The following is a 24,063-nucleotide window of genomic DNA, read 5'->3' on the forward strand; positions in this document are numbered from 1 at the left end:
TTCAGTTCTATAGAGCGCAAAAAAAGAGACATCAAGGGATCTTTCCCTTGGTGTCTCCATGATCTGTTTATATTTCTGATCATTACTTATCCGCTTTTAGCGCATCATCCTGTTTCTTGATGAATTCTTCTGGTGTGACGGCTTCACCGAACAATGCCTGAATCTGATTCATGTGTATAGTAGATGCGACTGGCTTCATTTGTGTATCCAGATAAAGAGTTACTTTATTAGCCTTATTTAACTCGTTTAATAGATCAATGAACATTTGCGGTAGCTTGATGGCCGCAGTATCTACTTTGGTAGCCGGGATTACGCCTGCATTGACTACAGAATGCTCTCCCCACTTTTGAACGAAAAAGCTGACGAATTCTTTGGCCTCCAGAGCATGCTTCGAATTTTTGGAAACGAACAATCCAGTACCCGGACCACCGACCCAATCATCCACGTTGCCTTTGCCGCCTTCAACTGTCGGGAACTTGAAATAACCGATGTTGACTTTAAATTCTTGGGCTATATTTGTAGTGGTCGTGAAATCTGGCAGCTCCCAAGTCCCTGTAACGAACATGGCTGACTTTCCGTTCATGAACTGTACCTTGGCTTCATCATTGGATAATCCGTTGTAGCCTTTGATGAATGTGTTCAGGTTTACCAACTCTTGTACTTGTCTTGCAGCCTCTAGCAAGGAAGGATCTGTGAAGTCCTGATCCGCAACAGCTTTATCCATCAGGTTAGGTCCCCCAATACGATCAGCTAGATACATGTACCAGAAGGAAGCCGGCCAACCGTCCTTGCCTCCAAGAGTAACAGGTGTTATGCCATTGTTGTTCAGTGTTCGAATGATCGCTTTGAGATCATCCAAGGTTTGGGGAGGCTGCAGATTAAATTCTGAAAATATTTCTTTATTATAGTAGACCGGAACTATGTTTAGTTCGACAGGAAGGGCATACGTCTTCCCATCAAAGGAGTACCCCTCCGTCGTACCAGCTACGAATTTTCCTTTCAACTCATCCTGTAAAAGATCGTCCACGGCTGCAAACTTATCTCCCCTAACATAAGGATCCATAAAGCCTGCTGCCCAGGTGAATCCGATGTCCGGTAGATCGTTGGAAGCGGCAAGTACCTTCAGTTTGCTTTTATACTGCTCATTTTCAAGAACTTCCGTCTTAATGGTGATATTCGGATTAGCTTCTTCAAATTCTCTGATGATTTCTTTTACCATTTTGTTTTGCGCGGAGTTATTGCTATCCGGCCATAGATGCATCATTTTTAAAGTGATTTTCTCGCCGTCGCTCTTACTGCTATTCCCCTTATCCCCATTGCAAGAAGTTGTTATCAACAACAATGTTAAGAAAAGGGTAATGTATAATCCGATCCTCTTCGTAGATATTCCCCCCTTGCCGAGCCGTTATTGGATATTCGCTTCTATACCATTCCTCATGGAAGAACGATACTGCCCTGGACTCATTCTTTCGTATTCCTTGAACAGCTTGTTGAAATATTTAACCGTCTGGTAACCCGTAAGGCTGGCAATTTCCGCTATAGGCAGATTCGTTTTCAGCAGTAATTCCTTCGCTTTCTGCAATTTTCTACGGGCGACGTATTCGCTGAAATTCATCTGGCATTGCTCCTTGAAAAGAGAACTGAAATAGCTCCCGTTCAGATGAACAAGTCCGGCTACTTCCTGCAGGCTGATCGCCTCTTCTATATGCATTTCCACATAATCTATCGCCTGACGGACCGGATCGCTTAATGCGGCATCTTCATCTCTTATGGCCATTAATTGTGGATCAGCCATCTTCCGCATGAAGCCGATATGTTCCTGCTCCTCCCCTGCCTTCAGGGCATTCTCCACAGATGCGATTAGCTTTTCCCGGCTGGCTGGCTTGAGCAAATATTCAACTACGGACAACTGAATCGCTTGCTGAGCATACTCGAACTCGGCATGACCGGAGATGAGAATAACGGATGGCTGACGCTGTATTTTTTTATCCCTTATTTGGCTAACTAAAGAAAGACCACTGATTCCCGGCATGCGGATATCCGATATCATGAGCTCCACCGGTATTTCCTCCAGAATTTCAATAGCCGAGATCCCATTGCTTGCCGTAAGGATTTCATAATGACCGGCTGCCCACACCTCTAGTATTTTCTTCATTCCTTCTCTAGATCTCGGTTCATCGTCGACAATAAGAATTGTTCGGCTTCTCATGGCATTTTGTCTCCTCGAACAGGAATTTTGATGTTTATACGGGTGCCTTGACCTTTTTGACTATCGATGGTCATTGCCGCACCCTGCTCATTCTCTCTCGAAAAAAATAGTTGAAGCCTTCTATGCACATTAGCGATTCCGACGCCGGAATCTTTTGAAGAAGATACCTTTCCGCTATCCAGCCCTTCCACAAGAGAGCGCAGCATCTCCTCGTCCATACCCATCCCGTCATCTTCCACCGTAATGGTGACCCATTCTTCATCTCCAGCAACCGTTAGCTTTATCCATCCCGGTTCAATCTTGCTCTCGACCCCATGCAATACGGCATTCTCTACAAGGGGCTGCAGCAACAGTCGGGGTAACTCCACATTCGAAAATTCAGGAGGAGCCTCAATTTCCCACTCCAAGCGATCTTCAAATCGCATCTTCATAATAAGCAAATATCGCTTTACATGCTCCAGCTCATCCTGTAACTTCACCCATCCCCCTTTACTCGAGCCGGTGATCGTATAGCGGAATAAATCAGACATGGCGACAACATACTCCGCCAGTTGATCTTCATCCCTATCCAGCAGCGACCAGTACAGAACATCTAGGGTATTAAACAAAAAATGCGGATTAATTTGCGCTTGAAGTGCCTTCAACTCCGTATGACTCCGGGATAACTCCTTCTCATAAACCAACTGGATCAGCTCGTTGATATTATCAACCATTTTGTTATAGGAATAATTCAGTTCCTGAATTTCCATAGTGGACGATACATTCTCGATAGGCTTCAGGATGCCTAGACGGGTACTTCTCATAGCTTTGATCAACCTGAACACAGGTCTGGTAATAAGTATAGATAGGAAAAAAGAAAGCAGGGTGAACAGTAAGGTACCCATCAAAGCCGATACGACAATGGTCGTCCGCAAGACCGAAATCCCCTTGGTGATGACGTTAACCGGGGTTAAGATGAGTAGCGTCCATCCTGTCACGGAAGACCGCTGTTTGACAACGATAAAGGACCGTTTGCCGATGGAAACATTCTGATCGTCGGATTCCTCCACCAGCTTTGCTGCTGTCTTTTGTGAAATACTGTCATCGTTAGACGTGATGAACTGCCCATCAGGAGCGAGAAGTAATACTGTTTCTCCGTCCCCTTCCCCGGATAAAGAGTCTTTAAGTGCAAACTTATCTCGGTCTGAGCGAATGAGTAAATACCCTCCAGTTGTGAAATGCCGATCAATAAGGCTGATCTGTCGAATCGCTACAAGCGATGTAGAATCAAGCGGATCAATACCGAACCAAACGAGACTGCCTTCCTTTCTGGTCGCCATTTCAATCCAATCCTCGGGTACCTTATCTCTAAGGGTACTGCCGTCGAGAGGATACAGCCTCACTCCGTCTTTATTATAAAGCTCAACAGATTTGATACCGTCTGTGTAGATTTGGACCAGATTAATAATAGATGGCAGCGCTTGCCGTTCCGTAAAGGTAGCGGGATGACCCTCTATATCGCGTAAAAGGAGTTGCTGAATATAATCGTTAGTCGAGACCAGCGTCGTCAGAGAATTAATCTGTTCGAGAACGCTTTCCAAACGGCCGTTAGCCTGAATCGCGGTTTGCTGAATATGCTTCTCCGCATTGTTCTTGAGTAGCGTCGAGACTGAATGGAACGTAATCCCTCCAACGAACGTCAGAATGATGAGCATGACGGCGAGAAAACCGAGCAACATTTGATTTCGCAGCGTATTTAACTTTAACATCGACAGTATCCGCCGCATGCAGTCTCTTCCCCTCTTTGTCATATGAGCATGAGATGATCGCCCCTATCCGTAAAAAAGTAAGGGCTTTCAACCTTTTCAGTCATTATATTAGCATGTTTGCTAATGATCCGCTTAGAAAGAATTATGGATTCGACAAAAAGAACTAATATTTTCGCCCCCAATACCGACAGGCGAGGTCATTAGCTCCATTTCTAGCAACCTTTTATGTAGGAGTGTCTTACTCCTAATTAAAAAAATCCCGATGATGTATTCATCATCGAGGCTAACTACTTTTTTATTTTCGCCAAAAAGTTGAACAATCTGCCTTGTCCATAATGTTAAACTCAATCATTTTCTCAAGTAATGAGAAATCAACCGGACTATCCCATCGGATCCGTAACAACTGCTTGGTGTGATCATAGCCTGCCCGTACAATTGCATCTGAGAAATGATTAATTCCTGCGATTTCAGGCGCAACAGCCATATGTTGTTTGGATACGCTAAAGCCAATAATATAGGTGTCGTGATCAGTGAACATAGGCTGATTCCACGCAATTTTTGGTTTTAAATCTGTGAATTTCTTAGTTACCCAAGCCAACACCTCTTCCATTCGCTCCCGATGCTGTGGGTTATCAATTTGCGCTAAATAGTCTGCAAAAACCTCCATGTCGATCACTCCTAACCTCAGAATCGCCTTTTGTTCAGGCGTAGTTACAAAAAAACACCCCGTTAGATAATCATATCTAACGAGGTGATAGGGTGCAACTTTTTATAACGTTATGACTTAAGAGTTATACTGTCTTATACACCATTTAGGGTGGAAAATAGAAACATCATTGCTCACTCTAAGAGATGAGGAATACATGATTGTCTCACTTCAATAAGACGGAATATCATTTTAGTTTCACCCTAGTTCAGTCCATTTCGTATTTATCTAGTAACAATAGGAGTTCCAGTCCTACTGCTCATTTTTTTAAATAGTAAGATGGCAAGAAGTAAAGCTATGCTTACAGCGGCAAAGCCCAGCCAATTCAAATATAGGACAGATGTACGACTGATGACTAGCCCGCCTAATCCAGATCCCAGTGCAAAACCAAATTGGATGAACGAAGTATTTACACTAAGGGCAATGTCCGGATTTCGAGGTGCCAGAGTAACCAGATATAGTTGCTGGGCCGGGGAAATACTCCACGTTGCTAACATAAAAATCATTAAAACCAAGATTAATACCAAGAGATTGACACCGGCTAGAGCGAATAAAAGAAGAGTTGCCCCTTGTAACAGGAGTCCGAGACAAATGGTGAATTTCGATCCTTTTGCATCTGCCAATTGTCCGCCCAGCCTTGATCCGACAAAGCTGCAAATGCCCGCCAGGAACAGAACACCGCTAATTTCGGTCATGGAAAGAGAGGACGTGGCTTGCAAGAAAGGCGTAATATAAGTAAACAGTGTAGAATAGCCGCCGACATAAAATAACGTAATAGCCAAGGCCATCAGAATGGTTGGATTTCTTAAAATAGAGAGCTGCATTCTAAGGGTAACCTTTTCTTCTTCTTTTATTGCCGGAACCTTTTTATAGATGATAAATAATGGAAGAACACTTAATAATCCAATTAAAACAAATAGCACTCTCCATCCAAACATCTCACTAAAAAATGTGCCCACAGGAACACCGAGCACTAGCGAACTGCTAAGCCCCATCAAAATGATACCGATGGCATTGCCCCTTTTTTCTCTTTCAACGAGTCGTGTCGCTATTGCCATGGCTACAACAGTAGCGATTCCTCCGCTAGCCCCTTGGATAATACGTATCCATAGTACTGTATCATAAGCAAGATCTACAAACATAAGTCCGTTGCTGGCAATAAACACACCAAGGGTGGTCATTAGTAGTTTCTTGCGATCTGCATTGATCGTTAATGCAATCAAAACCGGAGCGACAATGGCTGCGGAGAGAGCAAACACAGTCACCAATAATCCAACTTCTGAAGTAGATACTCCCAAGTCCACAGCAATCATCTCAATAACTCCCGTAATAATATATTCAATGGTTCCAATCAGAAAAACAGCCAGTGCCAGAATATAAATGATCCGTTTATTTTTCAATTCCCCCCACTCCACCTTCTTCAGTTATCTATTTATAATGGGAATTTGTATTTCTATGAATTGTGCATCTCGTTCTGGAGATAACGGTAAATATAATTCCCTACCCGATTCGTTCTCCTTGATTTGATAGTTATTTTTCTCAATCCATTTCGCTAAATGAACACAGGCCGCACAATCAAAATTAGTATTTGAATGAAAAGCCATTGTGGCCATCATCGGTTCAGGAGGAAGAGTCCGTAGCTGAAACGGTTCTGGAAATGATCGCAGCTCAGAGGTTAAAAAATACCCGACTTCAAACTCAAACTCATCCTCTTTTCCTTCGACTTCTTTCCACAAAACAACCTGAGGTCCTTGAATTAATTGACGAATTTCCGTCGTTATAAACTGATCAAATTGACGAAGCAAATCCGGAATGTCCTCTTCTTTCCCGCATGCTTTCTGATAAAGAAATAATTGAGCACCCTCTGCTTTGACTCTGATTTCTTGACCCGTTTCGAATTGCCCCTCTTTTTCTATAAGCTGCATACGCTCCTCAATCCTGACGAGTTTGGCTTGTTCCGTATCGATGATTTGCTGTATTTCGCTTCTTTTCAGCTTAAACATCCCTTGAATATTCTCCAATGTAATATCTTCCTGGAGCAGCTGTTTAATTTGGGGCAATGTAAAACCCAATTCCTTATAGATTAAGATTCGGTTGAGCTCTAGTAGCTGATCTGCGGAATAGTAACGGTAGCAAGTATCGTGATCCACCTTTCTCGGCTTTAGTATGCCAATCTGGTCATAATAGCGCAGTGTTTTTAAGGAGACTTTGCTTAGCCTGGAAAATACACTGATTTTGAACAAAATATCACCTCCAATCTATAACATAATGTGAGTATACAGTTTCCCGTGCAGGGGAAAGTCAAGGATGAGAATGCTTTTATAATTCAATGGAATATCCTTCCTGAAATTACTGAAGAATGCCATTACTTTCGTTTTGCTCATTTTAACAACTCATTTATTCAAGAAATTTCTCTCATGCCAATTGTAGCACTAGCTATAGCCAAACTGTCCTTTAGCGAAACAAAAGGATGCCACTTATCACGGCATCCTCTCGGTATTTATTAATCTATCCTGCCCTATAGCTTATGAAGCAACGTCAATCTAGAACTATGCAACGCTAGTGATTGCATTTATGTGTCAACTTGAATTTCTCTATCTAAAAAACCGCGCCGTTTCTAAGTGTAGAAACGGCGCGGCATTAGCTTCATATGTGTTACGATGCAGGCGGGATGAACCAACGCTGATTGGCGCCGCCATTAAAATCCCACTGGACAGCCTGTCCTCCGTCGGATGTCGATTGTCCCGACATATCCAAATACTTGCCGCTACCTCGGTTGATAATATACGACGAGTCACCTCTATCTTGATTAGTTGGAATAATTCTCCACTGTTGGTTCCATCCGCCATTATCCGGCCATTGAATCACATTAGCACCATCGGATGTAGACGATTCGCTGACTTCCAGTAAATCTCCGCTTTCTACGTTTCTGATGTGATAATAGCCGTCTCCTAGAGCTTCCAAATACCATTTTTGATCATTAACAATGGAATTCCAATTAAAGTTCCATTGTATGATAAGCGCGCCATCCGCTTGTTTATCCCATCCACTGACTCCCAATGTTTTATTGCTATTTACATTTATAATGACATGAGGGTTCGGCGTGCCGGCAGCATGCGTCGTCTGAGTAAATACAGCAGGTGCTGCGGATCCAATAAATACAAGTGCCAGAATCGCTATCAACCATTTACTCTTGAATAACCGTTTCATAAGATAAGTCCACTCCTTTAATTTTCATTTAGTCAGATTTCAACTTCTCCCAATCAAACTGCCATTATAGAAGATTAGAGTGTCGCCTCCTTTGTTAAGAAGTAATTAATACCCGTTTCAACAAATCGCATGATGGGGTTCTATTTCTATTGTTTGAAGGCGAGCGGTCGCAATGAGGTTCATAGAAATAGATCTAGAAGAAATTAATTAAAATATAGGTAAATATTCCTTAATTATACATTGTTTACAAAATAGATGTCAATTTAAATTCTCTAGGTTAACATGTTAAGCTAGAGAACAATGTTGAAATGGTACATGTCGGAATGTATCCGCTGGCGGCGCTGGAGCTGAGTTGCAATGACGGCAAGGTTGTCGAGTCGAGGATTTTGATTTTGCTCCGGTGAGTCACTTCTCCTTGACGGAATAGCACTAGCTTGAGCCCTTGTGGCGACTGCAGTTAGTCTAACCCTCTTATTCACTAATCAAAAACCTTATTCCTATCTATATGTAACGGCTTACTATCATTTAAAAAATTCAATTATTTCGTCCTGATCATCTAAATTCAGCTTATCAAAATTCTCAATCATATCAGTTTCTTTTATATTAAATTTCCCTTCAGCATTATTTTTCTGTCTCGTTGTTTGTTTCTCACCATATAACAACCAATATAAATCCAAGCTAGGTTTATTATTTATTTCCAATAAAATATCTAAGGCTGGCTTAAATTCACCCTTTTTTAATTCTATCTCCAATAGTTGACATAATAACTCCCTATATAGAAAAATCCCGATGATATCATGAGCATCATCGGGACTGACTTTAGCGGTTCTAAACTTTATTTACTGGTTCCAGACTTCCTTATCACCAGACATTACCACAGACCCCATTATCTTCAATCTCCGATACCTTAGCTCCGTTGTTCTTCATTTGGCTGTAGAGTCCGTGAAAATCATTGACTTCCAAGGTAAGTGCACATTGTTCCGTTCCACCTATTTCAATGTAGTTTAGATTTGTCTGCTCAGGAGTCTTAATCAAAAAAATGGCTTGTCCCGAAGGGATACGAAGCTGAGCCTGAAATCTAAGAAGAATAACTTTTTTAAAACGGTTTCCTTCTCACTTATGTGTGTCCGGCAAATATGTCGGCATCTTCGCTTGTTTGATGAAAAGGACGCCGTCGAAATGCCGTCTTAGCTCTAACGGCATCGGCATTTGCACCTGATAAGAGGCTATCATCCGTTCGAACATCCAAGAATTTCCCCGATCATTTTCCCGATAGCGTAAATCCATGAATGTATATGGCTGTCCTACAGCCGCCAAAATATCTTCCATAGACCCCGGAATAATCGGATTCAACTGAATCGGTTCCCTCGTATTCTCGGCTGCTTGTCCTTCGCCCATAAATAGACCCATGACGTAGCTTTCCTGTTGCAGTTCCTTTGGCATAAGCTCTCCCATACTCTTCGGCATGGTGGAAATCAGAGACTGTGCTTTGCTGATATGGCCATTATGGCCCCATACGATGATATTCTCTTCCGGATAAACTTCTGTCACCAACCATGCAAGGTTGCTGGCCATCGCCCGATCGCGCCATTCCATCATGGACTGAGCGCCGCTATAATCCCCTTGTTCTGTTAATAGATTGGATTGGATACACAGCTCATTAAATTCCTGAATGACCCGGATTCGATCCTCTAGCGCTCGCTTCATTAACTTGACGATATGCGGCTCATCGGGATAGTCCATCTTCAACGCATTTTCATTCTTAGTCACAGCCTGCAATAGCTCTTCATACACCTTAATCAGCTCAGGCTTGGCCTTACGGAATCCGCTTTGATCCTTGCTCATTCTCCACTTATGAACCTCTTGTTCCGCTTGCAGCGCTCTGTCCTTCAGCTTAATACTTGGAATCCAGTTCGCATTCTGAAAAAGCGGGGATTGCACCTGAATATCGAAGCCCGTCAGTCGCAAAGGCGATTCGCTCTTATGTGTCTCCTTCATGTATTCGAATAGCGGCTTCGTCTCTTCCGTCCACCATACGCCAAATATGGAACGCCTCATCGTATCGGGAGTCGCCGTCTTTTTTATCCGTCCTTGACCAAGGGCTGCATCGCCCAAACCACTCTCAAATGCAACAATGTTAAACCCTAGCGTTTGGTGCATGTATTGAACGAGGCGCGTTTTGACTAGATTAAATTCGGCCACACCATGTGAATTTTCTCCCAAATATACGATTCGCTTATCAGCGAGCAACGGGATCAGTATATCAAGGTCGCTAAATTTGTCCTGCCCAATGGATCCTCCGTTCGAAGACCATGATTCCGGTTGGATCGTCTGTAAGGCATAAGCATGATCCGCGGCCCAACGCTTCCAATCGGATAAAGTAGCCTGATACGATCTTGCTGTTCTGACTTGCTGTTCATTCACCGCTGCTTCCCCATATGCAGTCTTGACCGGGATAACCGCTGATGTTATCGAGGCACTAAGCATGATCAAAGTGAGCGGCATGCACAACAAGCTACGCAGACTAAGGGTATTCGCCTTCCATTTCATTGCATCTAACTCCTTACCGAAAAATAATTTTACGTTCTACTTCAAATATACATTCATTGCACCACACCTTTTTGATCATTATTGCTATCTTTATGTGAACACAATAATATGGATGGAGTTATCCTTTATATACCCGAGAAACAAAGCAATATATATCAAATATGCAGCGGTTGCTTCTGATATTTTATTCTTAAGGAGGTTATAACATGAGCTACAGTCCGATCATCCAAGAGTCGATTGCCTATATAGAGACGCATTTGCCCGAAGAATTGTCACTAGAGAGTATGGCTAAGTTTGCAGGGTTTTCAAAGTATCATTACCATCGGATTTTTCAGCAAGAGGTTGGCGTGAGCGTATCTGAATATATCCGATTTCGGAGAATTGCAAATTCGTCCAACATGTTACTGTTCACAGATGAAAGAATTATAGATATTGCCATTTATTATCACTTTGAGAGCCAAGAATCGTTCACCCGTTCTTTTAAGAAATACTATCAATTACCGCCAGGGCAGTATCGCAAAATCATGGGCAAATTAACGATGCAAAGGGAGGAAATGAAAATGAAAAATGAACAATTATTAAAGGGATGGCAATTAAGCGGGAGTCACCCCTTCAACTATCAGATGGGGATTGACCGGGAAACCTTCCATCAAGGGAGAGCGTCCGGATTTTTAAAGTCGGTTACAGTGGTACCGACGGAAGGCGAATTTGCAACGATGATGCAGCAATTCAAAGCGGACAAATATATGGGCAAAAGACTAAAGCTCTCAGGGTTTATCAAAACAAAAGCAGTGAGAGGCTTTTGTGGGTTCTGGATGCGAGTCGATGATGCTCTTCATGATGTACTGCAATTCGATAACATGAGTGACCGCCCCATTATTGGAGATACGGAGTGGAACCATTACAGCATCGTGCTGGATGTGCCGGATAATAGTGCCGCGATTGCTTTTGGTGTGCTGTTGTCCGGGAGTGGACAGGTCTGGATAGATGGGCTTCAATTCGAGGAAGTGGATACCAAGGTGCCTACGACGAATATCGATTTTATGTGTGAACTTCTAGACGAGCCTATGAATTTATCGTTTGAGGAATAGAGAGGTGTTGCAGAATGAATGATGATAAAAAACAAAACCTTGGCAATGTCATCGGTCTTGTAATCGTTACGATCGTAATGGCTTCAAAGTTTTTGATAGGAAATATATTCGTGAGCTTGGTAAAAGATATTTTTAATTAATACCCGACAGTAAAAGAGTAGTTAGCTTGCACAAGACAAAAAAGCTTACATCCCACACAAAGGTATGCCCCTTAAGCAAGCAGCTTAACCGTTCAATAAAATAAGCAGGCTTCGGCCTGCTCAACAATTTATGCTATTAAACTATAGTATCCAGTTAGTTCAATAAATCTTAACCTCAATCCGCGTGGCTCAACTTACCCGTTAGCCATCCATGTCGCTCACGCGACACCACAGATTATAGAAGTAATTGCGTTCTTCCATGGGAGTTCAATAGAATCAACAGTTTCAGTCCGATGGTATCCTCTTGTCTATGATTCAAGCCACCACTTTCAATCCTATGATAAAATACTTATAAATCCCACTATAGCCAAACGGCCAAAGCGAATATAATCTTACTCTAAATTACTGGAGGTAGCGCTCCGTACTCAGCCCACTGCTCTTTTGTCGGGCCGTAAAGATCCGGCACACGAAGGCCTGCCTGACGCATCAGGACTGTCATCTGACCACGATGATGAATCTCATGCTTTACGAGAATATCCAGCATTAAGCCGTTTGGCCATTGATCACCATACATATCGCTCATGATAAGCAGATTCTCATCTTTCCAACTGGACTGTATAGCATCAAGGAGCGCTTGTGAGGTCCTCTTATAGACTGACGCGATGTCTGCTGCCGAAGCTGGCACCGGCATATCTTCGCCCGGTCCTTCGAAAGACAGTCCCGTCCGAGATGGCATTTCGTGCAACGTCTGTACAAGGTGCCATGCAACACGTCCAAGCGTTCTATGATCGCTTGTTATCTGTTGGCCAAGAGACTCGTCGGTCAGCATCTCCAGTGTCCGCATTGTTGCTTCTGTTTCATTCTGCCAAGTTGCGGCAAAATCTTTAATGTGTTTATACATATCCAACATCTCCTTTTTGTAATGGAATCAAGTTTATTATACCGAACATTAGTTCGCAAGTAAATATTTACATTTACTTAAACTACCCTCGTTAACCAAACGAAGCTGCCTAAGATCATTGCGCTAATCCCGAAATGTAATTAACTACGTATGGTTAATACTTTTGATCATTTTGTTTACGCTAGCCTCACAGTTAGCTTAAAGAAGATTTTTCATCGAGAGTCATAGTGATTGTTGCATAGTACGAAGATACTGAGCAGTAGACGCAAACTGTGAAGGAGTGAAAACGATGCAAGTTAGATTAAAATCTTTTGATAATAAGAGGATTAAGGAAATAGCGGTATTAGAAGGGTTAGATCCTGAATCATTATCTGAAACTGAAATCTGGAGTATCGTATCCGCAGCTCTTGTTACATTTAAACGTAATTTGATGGAAGCTCAGCGTCAGCAGATTCCCAGTACGAAGAGCGAGGATGATTAATATGAGTTATTTCAGAGCAGAAAGAAAAGGAATTATTTATGTGTGTGAATCATCGAATTGCCAGGACGATACTTTTTTTTGCGATCATAAGCAGCACGTTCTACCTCGAAGATCTTATGTGTACAACGACGGCAATCGTTGAACAGACCGTTCGAGACTACATCACCTACTATAACTCAATTCGGATTCAAGCGAAACTAAATAACCAGTCGCCGGTGGATTTCCGACGACTGGCTGCTTAAACTTGCAAGGTGCTTTGATCCCTGTCTCATAAACGGGGGTCAGTCCCAAGTGATCTGCCGGAGATTTTTTTGCCAATCTGCTATTGTACAGGCACTGTAAATTCAAGCTCGGGAATATATACTTTATTTTCTCTGGAGCGGATATACGGCTTTACGGTGACAGTTTTCGGCGTGGCCTCCATCGGCTCAAACATGGTTGTATAGGATAAATAATTTCCTTCACCCGAACCGCTGCCTCCGATAAATGTCGGGGTTCGCCCCTGCTCATCGGTAAGATCAAAATCAATATTAAGGAACCCTGTGATTTTATATTTATCCGGAATCTTTTGCTGAAACTCCCGAATGTCTTCACCGGGCTCACCCCTAATCTCGACAACCAAACGGGTCGTCGTTTGGCTAAGCTCGATTCGCTTGATTTTCATGTGGATATGATCGTGTGTCTTCATCTCTGCCGGGGTCAGCACGATACTGTTCGTATTATTCTTTTTCACCGAAATATTGAATTCGAAATCCTGATTTAGCTTAGCTATTCTGACCACCATAGAAAAATCGAACTCGTCGGGCACCTCTACCGATTCAAAGGTGGTAACAATGAGGGAGTCAGGGGCCTGGTCTCCGCCGGAGGAGATCCCCCAGCTTGTATTTACCGGTTCACCGTTGATAAAAAAGTCGATGTTGTTCACAAGCCCTTCCGGACCCTTCTCGCTCCCCCACAAATCATAAAAAGTTTCATTCGCGTCCTCCGGCATATCACGGGTCAACACCAGGGATAAACGGCTCCCGTCATACATCAGTTCGGATACACTAAGCGTTACTCCTTGATGGGTAACCGTCTGATGGACAGCTGCAGTCATCCCTTTCTCATTCGCGGTTTGCAGCCCGAGGTCTCCCGCCAATCTGAATACACTGTCTACGAAGGGAATTTGTTTCAAGGTTTGAGCCATCGCAGGTGAAATGAATCCCAGACTGATGAAAATAACTCCCGCAGCCGCCACACTTGCCGTTGTAATCATAACATTCCGCAGCCAGCGGCTTTTTTTCTTGACAGAGACAGGCTTCGGAGGTACGCTGCTCATCATTTGATAGGTTTGCTCCATACGGACACGTACTAATTCCGGCATCTCTTCAATCCTCTGCTCTTTCAAGATTCCCAGATCAAGCTCAAGTTCCGGATTGCTCATGCGTTCACCTTCCTTTCTGCGGGGTCTGCAAGCCATCCATATAACGTTTTCCTTGCCCTGTGCAGCCGTGTCTTGACCGCGCTCTCGGACAGCTCCATGATGTCTGCAATCTGCTGCAGCGGAAGATCCTGAAAATAATGCAGGATAATGATCGTCCGCGACACTTCCTCCAGCCGGTAGACCGCTTCGCGAAGGTCGATAGCTTCAACTTCGGTGGAAACCATTTGCCTCTGGGGTAGCTCGGCCATAGTGATATTCTGCGCACGCTTACGTAAAATCAGATTGCATTCGTTGATCAAAATACGAAACAGCCATGTTTTGAAAAAATAGGGGCTGTGCAGCGTTGAAATGGCCTTGTAGGCCTTCAATACCGTTTCCTGCATCGCGTCTGCACAATCCTCATCCTTCTTCACAATCGATTTCGCCACATTGTACATTTGCAGCTCCAGCCTTTTCACAAGATGGATGAAAGCTTCCTCGTCTCCTTCCTGCGCGCGCCTGACTTCTTCCTCTTGATCAATATCCAACCGTCAGCCTCCATTCTCTATGAGGTCTTATTGTTCATTCGTTGTCACTGTTTCTGCTGATTAGATGTATGAGACGGGTACAAGGTTACATCTATATTCTTAATCTTCAAAAAACTGCGGCTGGCATTTTCGCTAAATGCCACAATCAGAACAGTATGCCAAGCCGCGCATTTTTCCCGGAATTTTGGACTGACAGGGGCACCGGATCATGCCGGATTCCAGCCCGAAATGAGAAACTTAAGCTCGGGAGAGACGCAGGAACGTGCCAGACCTCCCAATTAAATGCGATTCTGCATGCTAATTTCGGCCAAATCTCTTTATTCCGGTAATTATAGGAAAATCTGCACAGTACGAAGATATAAGGGAGTAGGAGTATCCCTCCTCTCCCAACAGATAGGACGCAGTTGACACAAACGGGTAGTAAAGGAGGGATAGTACGGTGAGAAAACTCAGAAGGCAATCGTGTTCTATTAGCGTAAAATCGGTTCTCACTTTACTTTCATCGGGAATAATTCCGAAAAAGTCGTATACCAATCAGTTCGGTTGGATTTAATCATTGCCAATGCTTCTTTCAATGCAATCTTTGTCAGAGTTCCTAACTGTGTATAGTTGATGATACTTCTTCTTAACCAAATATCTGCCAAAGATTCTCCTGCACTGGCTCTTATCATGTGATCGAATGAAGCGTCATTTGCTACTTTCATAAGAATTTGTATCACTTCATCGTCATCAAATTTGGATAAATCCATAACGGCATCGTCAATTTCGTCATCTCTTGAAGTGTCGTTGTATATAACCGATATCAACATTTCTTTATCTGTCTTCACCGCTGTCATTCCTTTCAAAATTATACCGAATTTAATGTTGCTCTAAACTGCCCGTTAGCTTAATCAAGCAGCGTCAGTCTAATACTTTATTTTCCGAGTCTACAACTTTATTTGCTGAATCTAACACTTTATTTTCTCCTCACAGTAAAGCCTAATTTTACTTCGTTTTCCTATCTTCCTCTTTAAAGGCATAAAAAAGCCGCTCAAAAATATGAGCGACTTAGCAAGCTAAAATGATTATAAACAGTAATTACAATCTATTTTGTTAAGATACAAACATTATTGTTAAGTTACTCACATTAATGTCTAATAACCAACTTTAATGTCATTCTACATTAATTGGCTATCCCCAACAATTCCTACTCCACAGTAACACTCTTCGCCAAGTTACGTGGTTTATCCACGTCATGACCTAGCGCAAGAGAAGCATAATAAGATAATAATTGCAGAGGTACTACGGACAACGCTGCTGTGAGCATTGGTAATGTCTTAGGAATTACAAACACTTGATCCACTGATCTAAGCAGGTCAGTCAAATGCTCTTGGTGAGTGATCGCAAGCACGTCTGCGCCGCGAGCTTTCACCTCTTTGATGTTGCTGACGGTCTTCTCAAGCACAGCTTCCTGAGTTGCCAGGGCAATAACCGGAACGCCTTCCTCGATCAGAGCCAATGTACCGTGTTTCAATTCACCTGCTGCATAAGCTTCAGAGTGAATATAAGAGATTTCTTTCAGCTTCAAGGAACCTTCTTGAGCAACAGCATAATCTACGCCGCGGCCGATGAAGAACAGATTCTTGTGCTCAGAAATTTGCTCTGCATAACCTTTGATCGCTTCTTTTTGAGCCAGGATCTCTTCCACTTGTTCTGGTAGAGCTTGCATAGCTGCTAGAATCTTAGCCACTTGAGCTTCGGTTTGTGTACCGCGAACTTCAGCCAAGTAAAGAGCAAACAATCCGAAAGCGACCAATTGTGAAGTGTAGGCTTTGGTCGAGGCTACTGCAATTTCTGGACCTGCCAAGGTTACCAACACATCATTCGCTTCGCGAGCAATAGAGCTGCCCACTACGTTTGTGATTGCCAGAACATGTGCACCGTTAGCTTGCGCTTCACGAAGAGCTGCCAATGTATCTGCAGTCTCACCGGATTGGCTGACAACGATAACCAAAGTTTCCGGGGTCACGATTGGTGAACGGTAACGATATTCCGAAGCAATGTCATTCTCTACTGGAATACGAACCAAAGATTCGATCATAGTACGTCCTACCACACCAGCGTTGTATGCCGTTCCGCAAGCAACAACTTGGATGTTACGGATGTTCTTGATTTGTTCTTCTGTGATGTTCAACTCTGGCAAAACAACCTTGTTGCCTTCAGCATTAATACGACCACGCATAGTGTCGCGGTAAGCCTTAGGCTGCTCGTGGATTTCTTTCAACATGAAATGCTCGTAGCCGCCTTTTTCTGCGGTAACTGCATCCCAATCGACAGTAATCATTTCCCGAGAAATAAAATTTCCTTCAATCGTCATCAGTTCGACAGCATCTCTTGTCAAGACTGCCATTTCGCCGTCGTTCAAAATATATACGTTACGGGTATATTCAAGCAGTGCAGGAATATCTGACCCGATAAAGTTTTCTCCTTCGCCAAGACCGATAATTAGCGGGCTTGCTTGACGCACAGCCACCAATTTATCTGGTTCATATTCAGTCAGGACGCCTAATGCAAAAGCACCGCGCATGAAGGTAATCGCTTTTTGCACAGCTTTCACGATATCTCCATCATATTCGCGAGCAATCAGGTGTGAAATAACTTCTGTATCTGTTTCGGAGACAAAGTGGCATCCGCCAGCAATCAGCTCTTCTTTCAGATCCAGATAGTTTTCGACAATACCGTTATGAACGACCGAGAACTTCATGCTGTTATCCGTATGTGGATGGGAATTCTCATCGGATGGTTTACCGTGAGTTGCCCAGCGTGTGTGTCCGATACCTGCGCTACCTGCCAGTGGGCTGCCTTCCAGCTTCGACTGCAGATTCGCCAAACGGCCTTGTGCTTTCACTACTTGCAGTCCTTCCCCAGTGAATACAGCTATACCAGCGGAATCATATCCCCGATACTCCAGCTTCTTCAATCCTTCAACCAAGATCCCCTGCGAATTCTGATTACCAATATATCCTACAATACCACACATTATTATTTCCCCCGTCCGAGTTATCGTAATGTGGCGGCATAAGGAAAGAAACGTGCCGTGCGGCATGTTTTTGAGAAAAAGCAAATATTCTGTTGTATTTTTGGATCAACAAAATAAACTGTCACTTACATCTTATGTTCATGAAATGCACAGCCTTCTTCTCTGCCGTGGCAGAACCAACGTGTTTCTTTACGATGCGCGCACACATGAATTTTATATTTCTTATGCACCCATGAAAACGTTGTGTGAAAGGTCGCCCTTCCATTTTCCGTCTCCATTTACGGCTCTGGTGCATCACCGGGAGGTCCCCGCCGAACATTTCGAACACCTCCACCTCGTCAGCTTACGTCTGCCGTGATCCGTTCAAGCCTTGTCTACATAACCATGTAGCAGCTTTCCCTTCTCCCCCGCGCTCGACCAAGCTCTGGCGCTTGCTATTGCAAACCTCACAATCCCCGCTTTCCTTCTAGAATGACACTTAATCTATTATATGCACCTTACATTACTTTGGCAATGCTGCACCAACCTAAATTTCACAAATCCCTGTTCAGACGATCCATCCAAAAATAATAAACACCGGTGTAACGAGTCCAAATCACTCTCTACACCGGCTATATAGATATGGTAATGAATTATACCAATTCGCGTTGAACAACTTCTACAATTTGATTCACATAAAGATCTAGATCTGCCTTATCAGGTCCCTCTGCCATGACACGGATTAAAGACTCCGTACCCGACGGACGTACAAGTACACGGCCATTGTCGCCTAGCTTGCCTTCTACTTCAGCGATAGCTGCTTCGATAGCCTGGTTGTTAGGATAATTGGTCTTATCTTGTACACGAACATTAATCAGCACCTGCGGGTATTTCGTCATCATGCTCTTAACCTCGCTAAGCTGCTTACCGGAAGCTTTAAGCGTATCTACCAGCTGGATAGCCGTCAGAATACCATCACCTGTTGTATTATAATCAAGGAAGATAACATGTCCAGACTGTTCTCCACCTAGATTAAAACCACCACGGCGCATTTCTTCCATCACATACCGATCGCCTACAGCTGTTTTAGCAGTGTTCAGGGATAATTTCTCGGTAGCTTTGTAGAATCCGATATTACTCATAACCGTTGATACAATCGTGCTATCTTTCAGCTTACCAGCACGATTCATTGCATCCCCACAAATACAGAGAATAAAGTCTCCGTCCACTTCATCGCCTTTATTGTCGATCGCAATCAATCGGTCAGCATCTCCGTCAAAAGCAAGTCCCAAATCCGCTCCATGACGTAATACTTCCTCACGCAAAGTCTCTGGATGTGTCGAACCAAATCCAGCATTAATATTCAATCCATCAGGCTCAGCACCAATAGAAATAACCTCAGCGCCCAGCTCTCTGAACAATCTTGGTGCAAGTTCATACGCTGCGCCGTGAGCACAGTCGAGTACAACCTTAATTCCCTTGAAATCTTGAGAAATGGTTGTCTTCAAATACTCCAGATAAAGGTACTTGGCGTCATTATCAACCGTAACCATACCTAATCCAGAGCCGATAGGACGAGGCAATTCATCAACTTCAGCATCCATTAGTTCTTCAATACGCAGCTCAGTTTCATCCGTAAGCTTGAAACCATCTCCGCCAAAGAACTTAATGCCATTATCTTCAACCGGATTATGTGATGCCGAAATCATGACCCCTGCATCTGCCTTTAATAATCTCGTAATATAGGCAGCAGCAGGTGTACTCACTACACCTATACGGATTACATCTGCCCCAATAGACAGCAAACCAGCAATAAGAGCCGATTCGAGCAAAGGTCCGGAAATTCGTGTATCCATCCCAATGACAACCTTTGGTTTATGCACGTTACCCGCTAGTACATATCCTCCACAGCGACCAATGCTATAAGCCATTTCTGCAGTTAATTCACGGTTTGCTACTCCCCGCACACCGTCAGTTCCAAAATACTTCCCCATTATTTTTCTCCTTTGAATACGCTACATTAGCTTAATGTTCTATCCTATGATTTGAATACTATTTTGGTGTACCTTTGGGACATATCCTAAAAGACGTATTTCAATAAAAGGTTACGTGCCCCCTGTACCTACAGGATTCTCGGAATTCGTACTTGTGTTAGCTGTGCCATTATTCTCTGGACTGCTATCCGTGGGGACAGGCGTCGCTGTAGCTCCAACTTCTCCGCTATGTGTAGGCTTCTCAGTGGCCTCCTCATCGCCTATAACAGGTTCAGAGCTTGGCTCAGGAGTAGTTACACTACCCGTGTCTGGATGAGGCGTAGGCACCGGCGTTGCAGGTGACAGCAACTGTACAGTTACCGTAAGAGGCACACTTGAATTAGCCAGTGCGATGAATTTAGGCAGTGATACCCGTAAAGAAACCTCGTGAGTCCCGGCAGTCAGGCCAGTCACATCAGCCACAACACCTATATCGTCTTTATTTAGTTGATTTAGCAAAGTAGGTGCACCTGTTAAGGTAAGGGCTATATCCTTGCTTGTTGGATTAACAATACTTCCTTCAAACTCATCACCGACACCCTGTAACTTGATGGGTACCGCTTCAACCGTCCGTTCAGCAATTTCTGAGATCGTTAATGAAACATTCACGGTTTCAGGCATTACTTTCTCAGTTCCTGCCGGAGGTTTCAGTTCTACCTTCAGCTGCTTCGTTCCTGCAGAATCTATAGCGCTAAGATCGACACTTGCTTCATAGGTAGATAATGCAGCTAATGCATTGGCTTGGCCATATACCACGACTGATTCCAGCTCAGGTGTCACATTTGATAAGACGAGAGAACCCGGAAGTTGTCCGGTAAAGCCGATATCCAGCGGTAAGCTCTTAAAAGGCAAGGTAATTGGCAACTCCACCGAAACGGTAGCCGGCTCAATGACGGCATCCTTCACTTCTTTTCCTTCATTATCATAAGCATGCAGCTTCAATTTCTTCTCTTTAAAGGTTTCGTTCTCGCCATTTAGCTCAATGGTGCCTTGTACCTTCACCACTTTGCTTAACTCATTATCTGGCAGCGTAACCTCAACAGTATCCGTAGGCTGCAAGACTGGGGTACCTAATTGATACCCTGCTGCTGGTTCTCCCTTGGTAACCAATGTTATGGGAAAAGACTTTGTATTTCGCAGCTCTACATGTACATTGACCTCTTTAGGAGTCATTCTGACAAGAGTTACACCTCTAGGTAATGAATATGAGAGTGGCAACGTATTATCTCCAGGCTCAACCTTACTTAGATCAAGGGTCACTTTATAGTCGTCCGAGAACTGAAAAGAGATATCCGAGTTCTTCCCCTTAACCTCCATACTCACACTATCTACATCCTTGTATTCCAGTACAAATTTATCTTTATCTAGACCGATCTCTTCGATCTTTACATTCTCAATAATCTTCGATTTAGTATCGACCGTGGTCTGTCCAACAGGCGCAGTGTCGATACGAACCATAGTAAACAGTATGATCCCAAATGCAAGGGCTAGAATCTTATTGAAATTGTTATTGTTCATCCACTTATCCATGATTTTTGTCCCCCTTCCGTTTCCAGAAAGTTGAACCTTTCTCCTTCAGCGATGAACTTACACTCAGCTCTTGATGGAGCTTCGAAATCATTGATTCTTCCTTAATGTCCCTTACAATTTGACCATTGATGGCCAGAGAAATCTGTCCTGTCTCCTCCGAGACAATGACAGACACAGAGTCCGCAACCTCACTAATCCCGATAGCCGCGCGATGTCTTGTCCCCAGTTCCTTGCTAATAAAAGGGTTCTCGGACAAAGGTAAATAACATGCAGCCGCGGCGATCTGATTCCCTTGCATAATAAGGGCTCCGTCATGCAGAGGGGTGTTAGGTATAAAGATGTTAATCAGCAACTCAGAGCTGACTAAAGAACGCATGGCGATACCCGATTCCGTATATTCATTAAGGCCTGTCTCTCGCTCGAATACGATTAATGCCCCTATTTTTCTATGTGATAAATAATTTACGGCTTTAATCACTTCGCCAATTAATTTACTGAGTTCTTCATCACTTTCCCCAGCCCGTCCGAAAAATTTACCTCGTCCAAGCTGCTCCAGTCCCCTTCGTAGTTCCGGCTGAAAGATGATAAAGACCGCCAGCACCCCGAATGTAAACATTTGATTCATTAGCCATTTGAGCGTATAGAGGTCTAGCATGGTACTCACAGCCCAAATCAAAACCAGGACCAGAATCCCCTTCAGCAGCTGAATCGCTCGAGTTCCGCGGACCATATTAAGCACTTTATAAATAATGTAGCTGACGATCAGTATATCAATAATATCTTTAATGGAATCTTTCCATGTTAAGTCTGTAAAATAACTCATTGCCTAAAACCCCCGTCATTTCATATTAGCTGGGTTTATGTAAAATGTCTGTTAGATCTGTATCAATATCTAGGTTATAACGTTCGGGCTCCAGTTGCAAGTTTAGCCCCTCACCCATTTTCTAATTTTTCTAAATTTAGGCAACAAAAAAGCGCCATCTTTCCGGAAAAAGAGGCGCAAAATAATATTCCAGCTCAAGGTAACCACTGTCGCTTTCTTTAACGGTAGGCAACTTCAGAGAACATGTTCGTCACTTTATACCAGAGCCAACTTACCGCTTGGTCTATGCTTTTGACTTGCCCAGAAATATGAGCTGTTGAAGCCTGATACAAAGAACCGTCAATGACTGTTACGTTGCCGTTCACTTCCCCATATACCTGTGCTTTACCATTCTCTATGGTAAGGTCACCGGTAATAATCTTGCCGGAAGGTACGATTACAGTATCCCCTTTGATAACCACTTGATCCAGATCTGCACCTCTAACTACAAGTTGTCTATCTGGACTCCAAAAAGTTACGGAACTCATCAGCATTACGACAAGAAACAGAGATGCCGCTGTAAGTGCAGGGTGTCTCTTGATCCAGGTAACAAAAGCATTTTCTTTCTTGGTCTTTGGCAATGAACTCATTATCCGGCTCACAAGATCATCTGAGGCAACAGGATTCTGATGCATTAGGGAGAACATCAACATATCTGTCTGTTCTAATTCTTTAAACTTTGCACGGCAATCTGGACAGGATAGAAGATGCTCCTTCAACTCCCTCTGCTGCTGATCGGGCAAGTCGTCATCCAAGTAGTCGTGCATCATAGAGACGGCCAGTTTGCATTCCATAGGAGCCAATCCTTTCATGAGTGCTATTTAATTATCCTAAGACAAAGGGTCAGGACACATAAGACTTGCTTAACTTACATACGTCGCTCTCCCAAAGATGTTTCATAAAAAAAAATCTATTTTTACATTTTCGGGCCTAATTTTTTACGTAAAAATTCACGACCTCGGTGTACACGCGTCTTAATCGTGGTTACAGGCATGTCGAGCACGTCACTTATTTCCTGAAGCGACAAATCCTGCAGGTATCTAAGAATCATCACAGACCTGTATTTCACAGGCAGACTGTCAATGGCCTCATAGATTAGCCCCTGTGTCTCAGAGAGCAGTAATTCGGTCTCAGGTGTTACATTATCACTTGGAATCAACGAATAGCCGTCAAGGCCCTCCTGATCGTTCATATCTGCATCGAGCGAATAGGTTGGTTTCCGTTTGCGTAATCTATCAATACAGAGGTTCGTACCAATCCGATAAATCCAGGTAGAGAACTTCTGTTTATCATCATACCGATCCAAGTTTCTATACACACGCAAAAAGGTCTCCTGAACTATATCCTCCGCCTCATGGCGATTGTTCAGCATCCGGTACGCCAAATGATATATTTTGTCTTTATATAGTTCCACAAGCTCGGCAAATGCCCTTTGGTCGCCTTTTAAGGCGAGCTTTGTCAATCTGCCTTCCAAATTCTCCACCTGTTAACTCCCCCAGACTTGCCGCCCTTGGTATTTATTTTCAAATATCCACGGTACAAGCAATTAAATCGTAATTCAAGTTTGTGTAAAAATCAAGGATTGTATTGTAACCTTCTCTGTAAACTGAGTTAAAAACTGGACAACTTGGTATAGGTGATTAAGTGCAGCTTC

The 24,063-nt window shown here is 43.4% G+C and carries 23 protein-coding genes; 3 read left to right on the forward strand and 20 right to left on the reverse strand.

All coding sequences use genetic code 11. The annotated features are described in order from the left end of the window. Positions 1-82 precede the first annotated feature (82 nt). The 10 genes from NST34_RS28510 to NST34_RS28555 form a co-directional block, all read right to left on the reverse strand. On the reverse strand, positions 83-1,339 hold the full coding sequence (locus NST34_RS28510) for an extracellular solute-binding protein (protein ID WP_341129219.1): 1,257 nt from the start codon (positions 1,337-1,339) through the stop codon (positions 83-85). A gap of 66 nt (positions 1,340-1,405) precedes the next feature. After that, on the reverse strand, positions 1,406-2,209 hold the full coding sequence (locus tag NST34_RS28515; protein WP_042192060.1) for a response regulator transcription factor: 804 nt from the start codon (positions 2,207-2,209) through the stop codon (positions 1,406-1,408). Further along, positions 2,206-3,957 (reverse strand): histidine kinase, encoded by a 1,752-nt coding sequence (locus NST34_RS28520; protein WP_143759590.1) that lies wholly within the window; start codon positions 3,955-3,957, stop codon positions 2,206-2,208. The genes NST34_RS28515 and NST34_RS28520 overlap by 4 nt, the downstream gene beginning before the upstream one ends. A gap of 295 nt (positions 3,958-4,252) precedes the next feature. Next, positions 4,253-4,624 carry an iron chaperone gene (locus NST34_RS28525; RefSeq protein WP_341059429.1) on the reverse strand — a complete coding sequence of 124 codons (372 nt, stop codon included), beginning with the start codon at positions 4,622-4,624 and terminating at the stop codon, positions 4,253-4,255. 263 nt (positions 4,625-4,887) lie between these two features. Continuing rightward, complete coding sequence (locus tag NST34_RS28530) at positions 4,888-6,063, reverse strand: MFS transporter (RefSeq protein WP_341129220.1); 1,176 nt, start codon at positions 6,061-6,063, stop codon at positions 4,888-4,890. Positions 6,064-6,087: 24 nt separating this feature from the next. After that, complete coding sequence (locus tag NST34_RS28535; protein ID WP_341129221.1) at positions 6,088-6,906, reverse strand: MerR family transcriptional regulator; 819 nt, start codon at positions 6,904-6,906, stop codon at positions 6,088-6,090. 412 nt (positions 6,907-7,318) lie between these two features. After that, positions 7,319-7,873 carry an RICIN domain-containing protein gene (locus NST34_RS28540; protein WP_076285552.1) on the reverse strand — a complete coding sequence of 185 codons (555 nt, stop codon included), beginning with the start codon at positions 7,871-7,873 and terminating at the stop codon, positions 7,319-7,321. A gap of 521 nt (positions 7,874-8,394) precedes the next feature. Beyond that, on the reverse strand, positions 8,395-8,625 hold the full coding sequence (locus NST34_RS28545) for a hypothetical protein (RefSeq protein WP_339267361.1): 231 nt from the start codon (positions 8,623-8,625) through the stop codon (positions 8,395-8,397). Positions 8,626-8,734: 109 nt separating this feature from the next. Next, on the reverse strand, positions 8,735-8,908 hold the full coding sequence (locus NST34_RS28550) for a hypothetical protein (RefSeq protein ID WP_341129222.1): 174 nt from the start codon (positions 8,906-8,908) through the stop codon (positions 8,735-8,737). 78 nt (positions 8,909-8,986) lie between these two features. After that, positions 8,987-10,423, reverse strand: a complete 1,437-nt coding sequence (locus NST34_RS28555; protein WP_341129223.1) for an erythromycin esterase family protein — start codon at positions 10,421-10,423, stop codon at positions 8,987-8,989. Between the two features lie 206 nt (positions 10,424-10,629). Between NST34_RS28555 and NST34_RS28560 the strand changes: the two genes are divergently transcribed. After that, a complete protein-coding gene (locus tag NST34_RS28560; protein ID WP_076301018.1) occupies positions 10,630-11,514 on the forward strand; it encodes a helix-turn-helix transcriptional regulator in 885 nt (294 codons plus the stop codon). Between the two features lie 537 nt (positions 11,515-12,051). Here the strand turns inward: NST34_RS28560 and NST34_RS28565 are convergent. After that, positions 12,052-12,555 carry a DinB family protein gene (locus tag NST34_RS28565; RefSeq protein ID WP_036683089.1) on the reverse strand — a complete coding sequence of 168 codons (504 nt, stop codon included), beginning with the start codon at positions 12,553-12,555 and terminating at the stop codon, positions 12,052-12,054. 289 nt (positions 12,556-12,844) lie between these two features. Here NST34_RS28565 and NST34_RS28570 point away from each other — a divergent pair, with 289 nt between their 5' ends. Both NST34_RS28570 and NST34_RS32200 read left to right on the forward strand, forming a co-directional pair. Further along, positions 12,845-13,036, forward strand: coding sequence for a hypothetical protein (locus tag NST34_RS28570; RefSeq protein WP_341129224.1), 192 nt, complete (start codon positions 12,845-12,847; stop codon positions 13,034-13,036). A 44-nt stretch (positions 13,037-13,080) separates the two neighbouring features. Continuing rightward, complete coding sequence (locus tag NST34_RS32200) at positions 13,081-13,278, forward strand: IS3 family transposase (RefSeq protein ID WP_179085823.1); 198 nt, start codon at positions 13,081-13,083, stop codon at positions 13,276-13,278. A gap of 80 nt (positions 13,279-13,358) precedes the next feature. Here NST34_RS32200 and NST34_RS28580 read toward each other — a convergent pair whose 3' ends face one another. From NST34_RS28580 to sigW, 9 genes are all read right to left on the reverse strand, one after another. After that, complete coding sequence (locus NST34_RS28580; protein WP_341129225.1) at positions 13,359-14,459, reverse strand: DUF4179 domain-containing protein; 1,101 nt, start codon at positions 14,457-14,459, stop codon at positions 13,359-13,361. After that, positions 14,456-14,980 carry a sigma-70 family RNA polymerase sigma factor gene (locus tag NST34_RS28585; RefSeq protein ID WP_445667703.1) on the reverse strand — a complete coding sequence of 175 codons (525 nt, stop codon included), beginning with the start codon at positions 14,978-14,980 and terminating at the stop codon, positions 14,456-14,458. Before NST34_RS28585 ends, NST34_RS28580 begins: the two co-directional genes overlap by 4 nt. 494 nt (positions 14,981-15,474) lie before the next feature. Then, positions 15,475-15,831: a hypothetical protein gene (locus NST34_RS28590; protein ID WP_341129227.1), complete on the reverse strand. Its 357-nt coding sequence runs from the start codon at positions 15,829-15,831 to the stop codon at positions 15,475-15,477. 341 nt (positions 15,832-16,172) lie between these two features. Further along, a complete protein-coding gene (gene glmS, locus NST34_RS28595; RefSeq protein WP_042192067.1) occupies positions 16,173-18,005 on the reverse strand; it encodes a glutamine--fructose-6-phosphate transaminase (isomerizing) in 1,833 nt (610 codons plus the stop codon). Between the two features lie 632 nt (positions 18,006-18,637). Further along, complete coding sequence (gene glmM / locus NST34_RS28600; protein ID WP_341129228.1) at positions 18,638-19,978, reverse strand: phosphoglucosamine mutase; 1,341 nt, start codon at positions 19,976-19,978, stop codon at positions 18,638-18,640. Positions 19,979-20,089: 111 nt separating this feature from the next. After that, entirely contained in the window at positions 20,090-21,547 is a 1,458-nt protein-coding gene (locus NST34_RS28605; RefSeq protein ID WP_149647920.1) for a CdaR family protein, read from the reverse strand. After that, a complete protein-coding gene (gene cdaA / locus NST34_RS28610; protein WP_042192076.1) occupies positions 21,540-22,370 on the reverse strand; it encodes a diadenylate cyclase CdaA in 831 nt (276 codons plus the stop codon). Before cdaA ends, NST34_RS28605 begins: the two co-directional genes overlap by 8 nt. Positions 22,371-22,588: 218 nt before the next feature. Beyond that, the gene (locus NST34_RS28615) at positions 22,589-23,203 is read right to left on the reverse strand and encodes a zf-HC2 domain-containing protein (RefSeq protein ID WP_042192079.1); all 615 of its coding nucleotides are present in this window, start codon (positions 23,201-23,203) and stop codon (positions 22,589-22,591) included. 122 nt (positions 23,204-23,325) lie between these two features. After that, complete coding sequence (sigW, locus tag NST34_RS28620) at positions 23,326-23,892, reverse strand: RNA polymerase sigma factor SigW (protein ID WP_042192081.1); 567 nt, start codon at positions 23,890-23,892, stop codon at positions 23,326-23,328. Positions 23,893-24,063 lie beyond the last annotated feature (171 nt).

It is taken from the genome of Paenibacillus sp. FSL H7-0714 (assembly GCF_038003765.1).
Lineage (GTDB): Bacteria > Bacillota > Bacilli > Paenibacillales > Paenibacillaceae > Paenibacillus_AQ.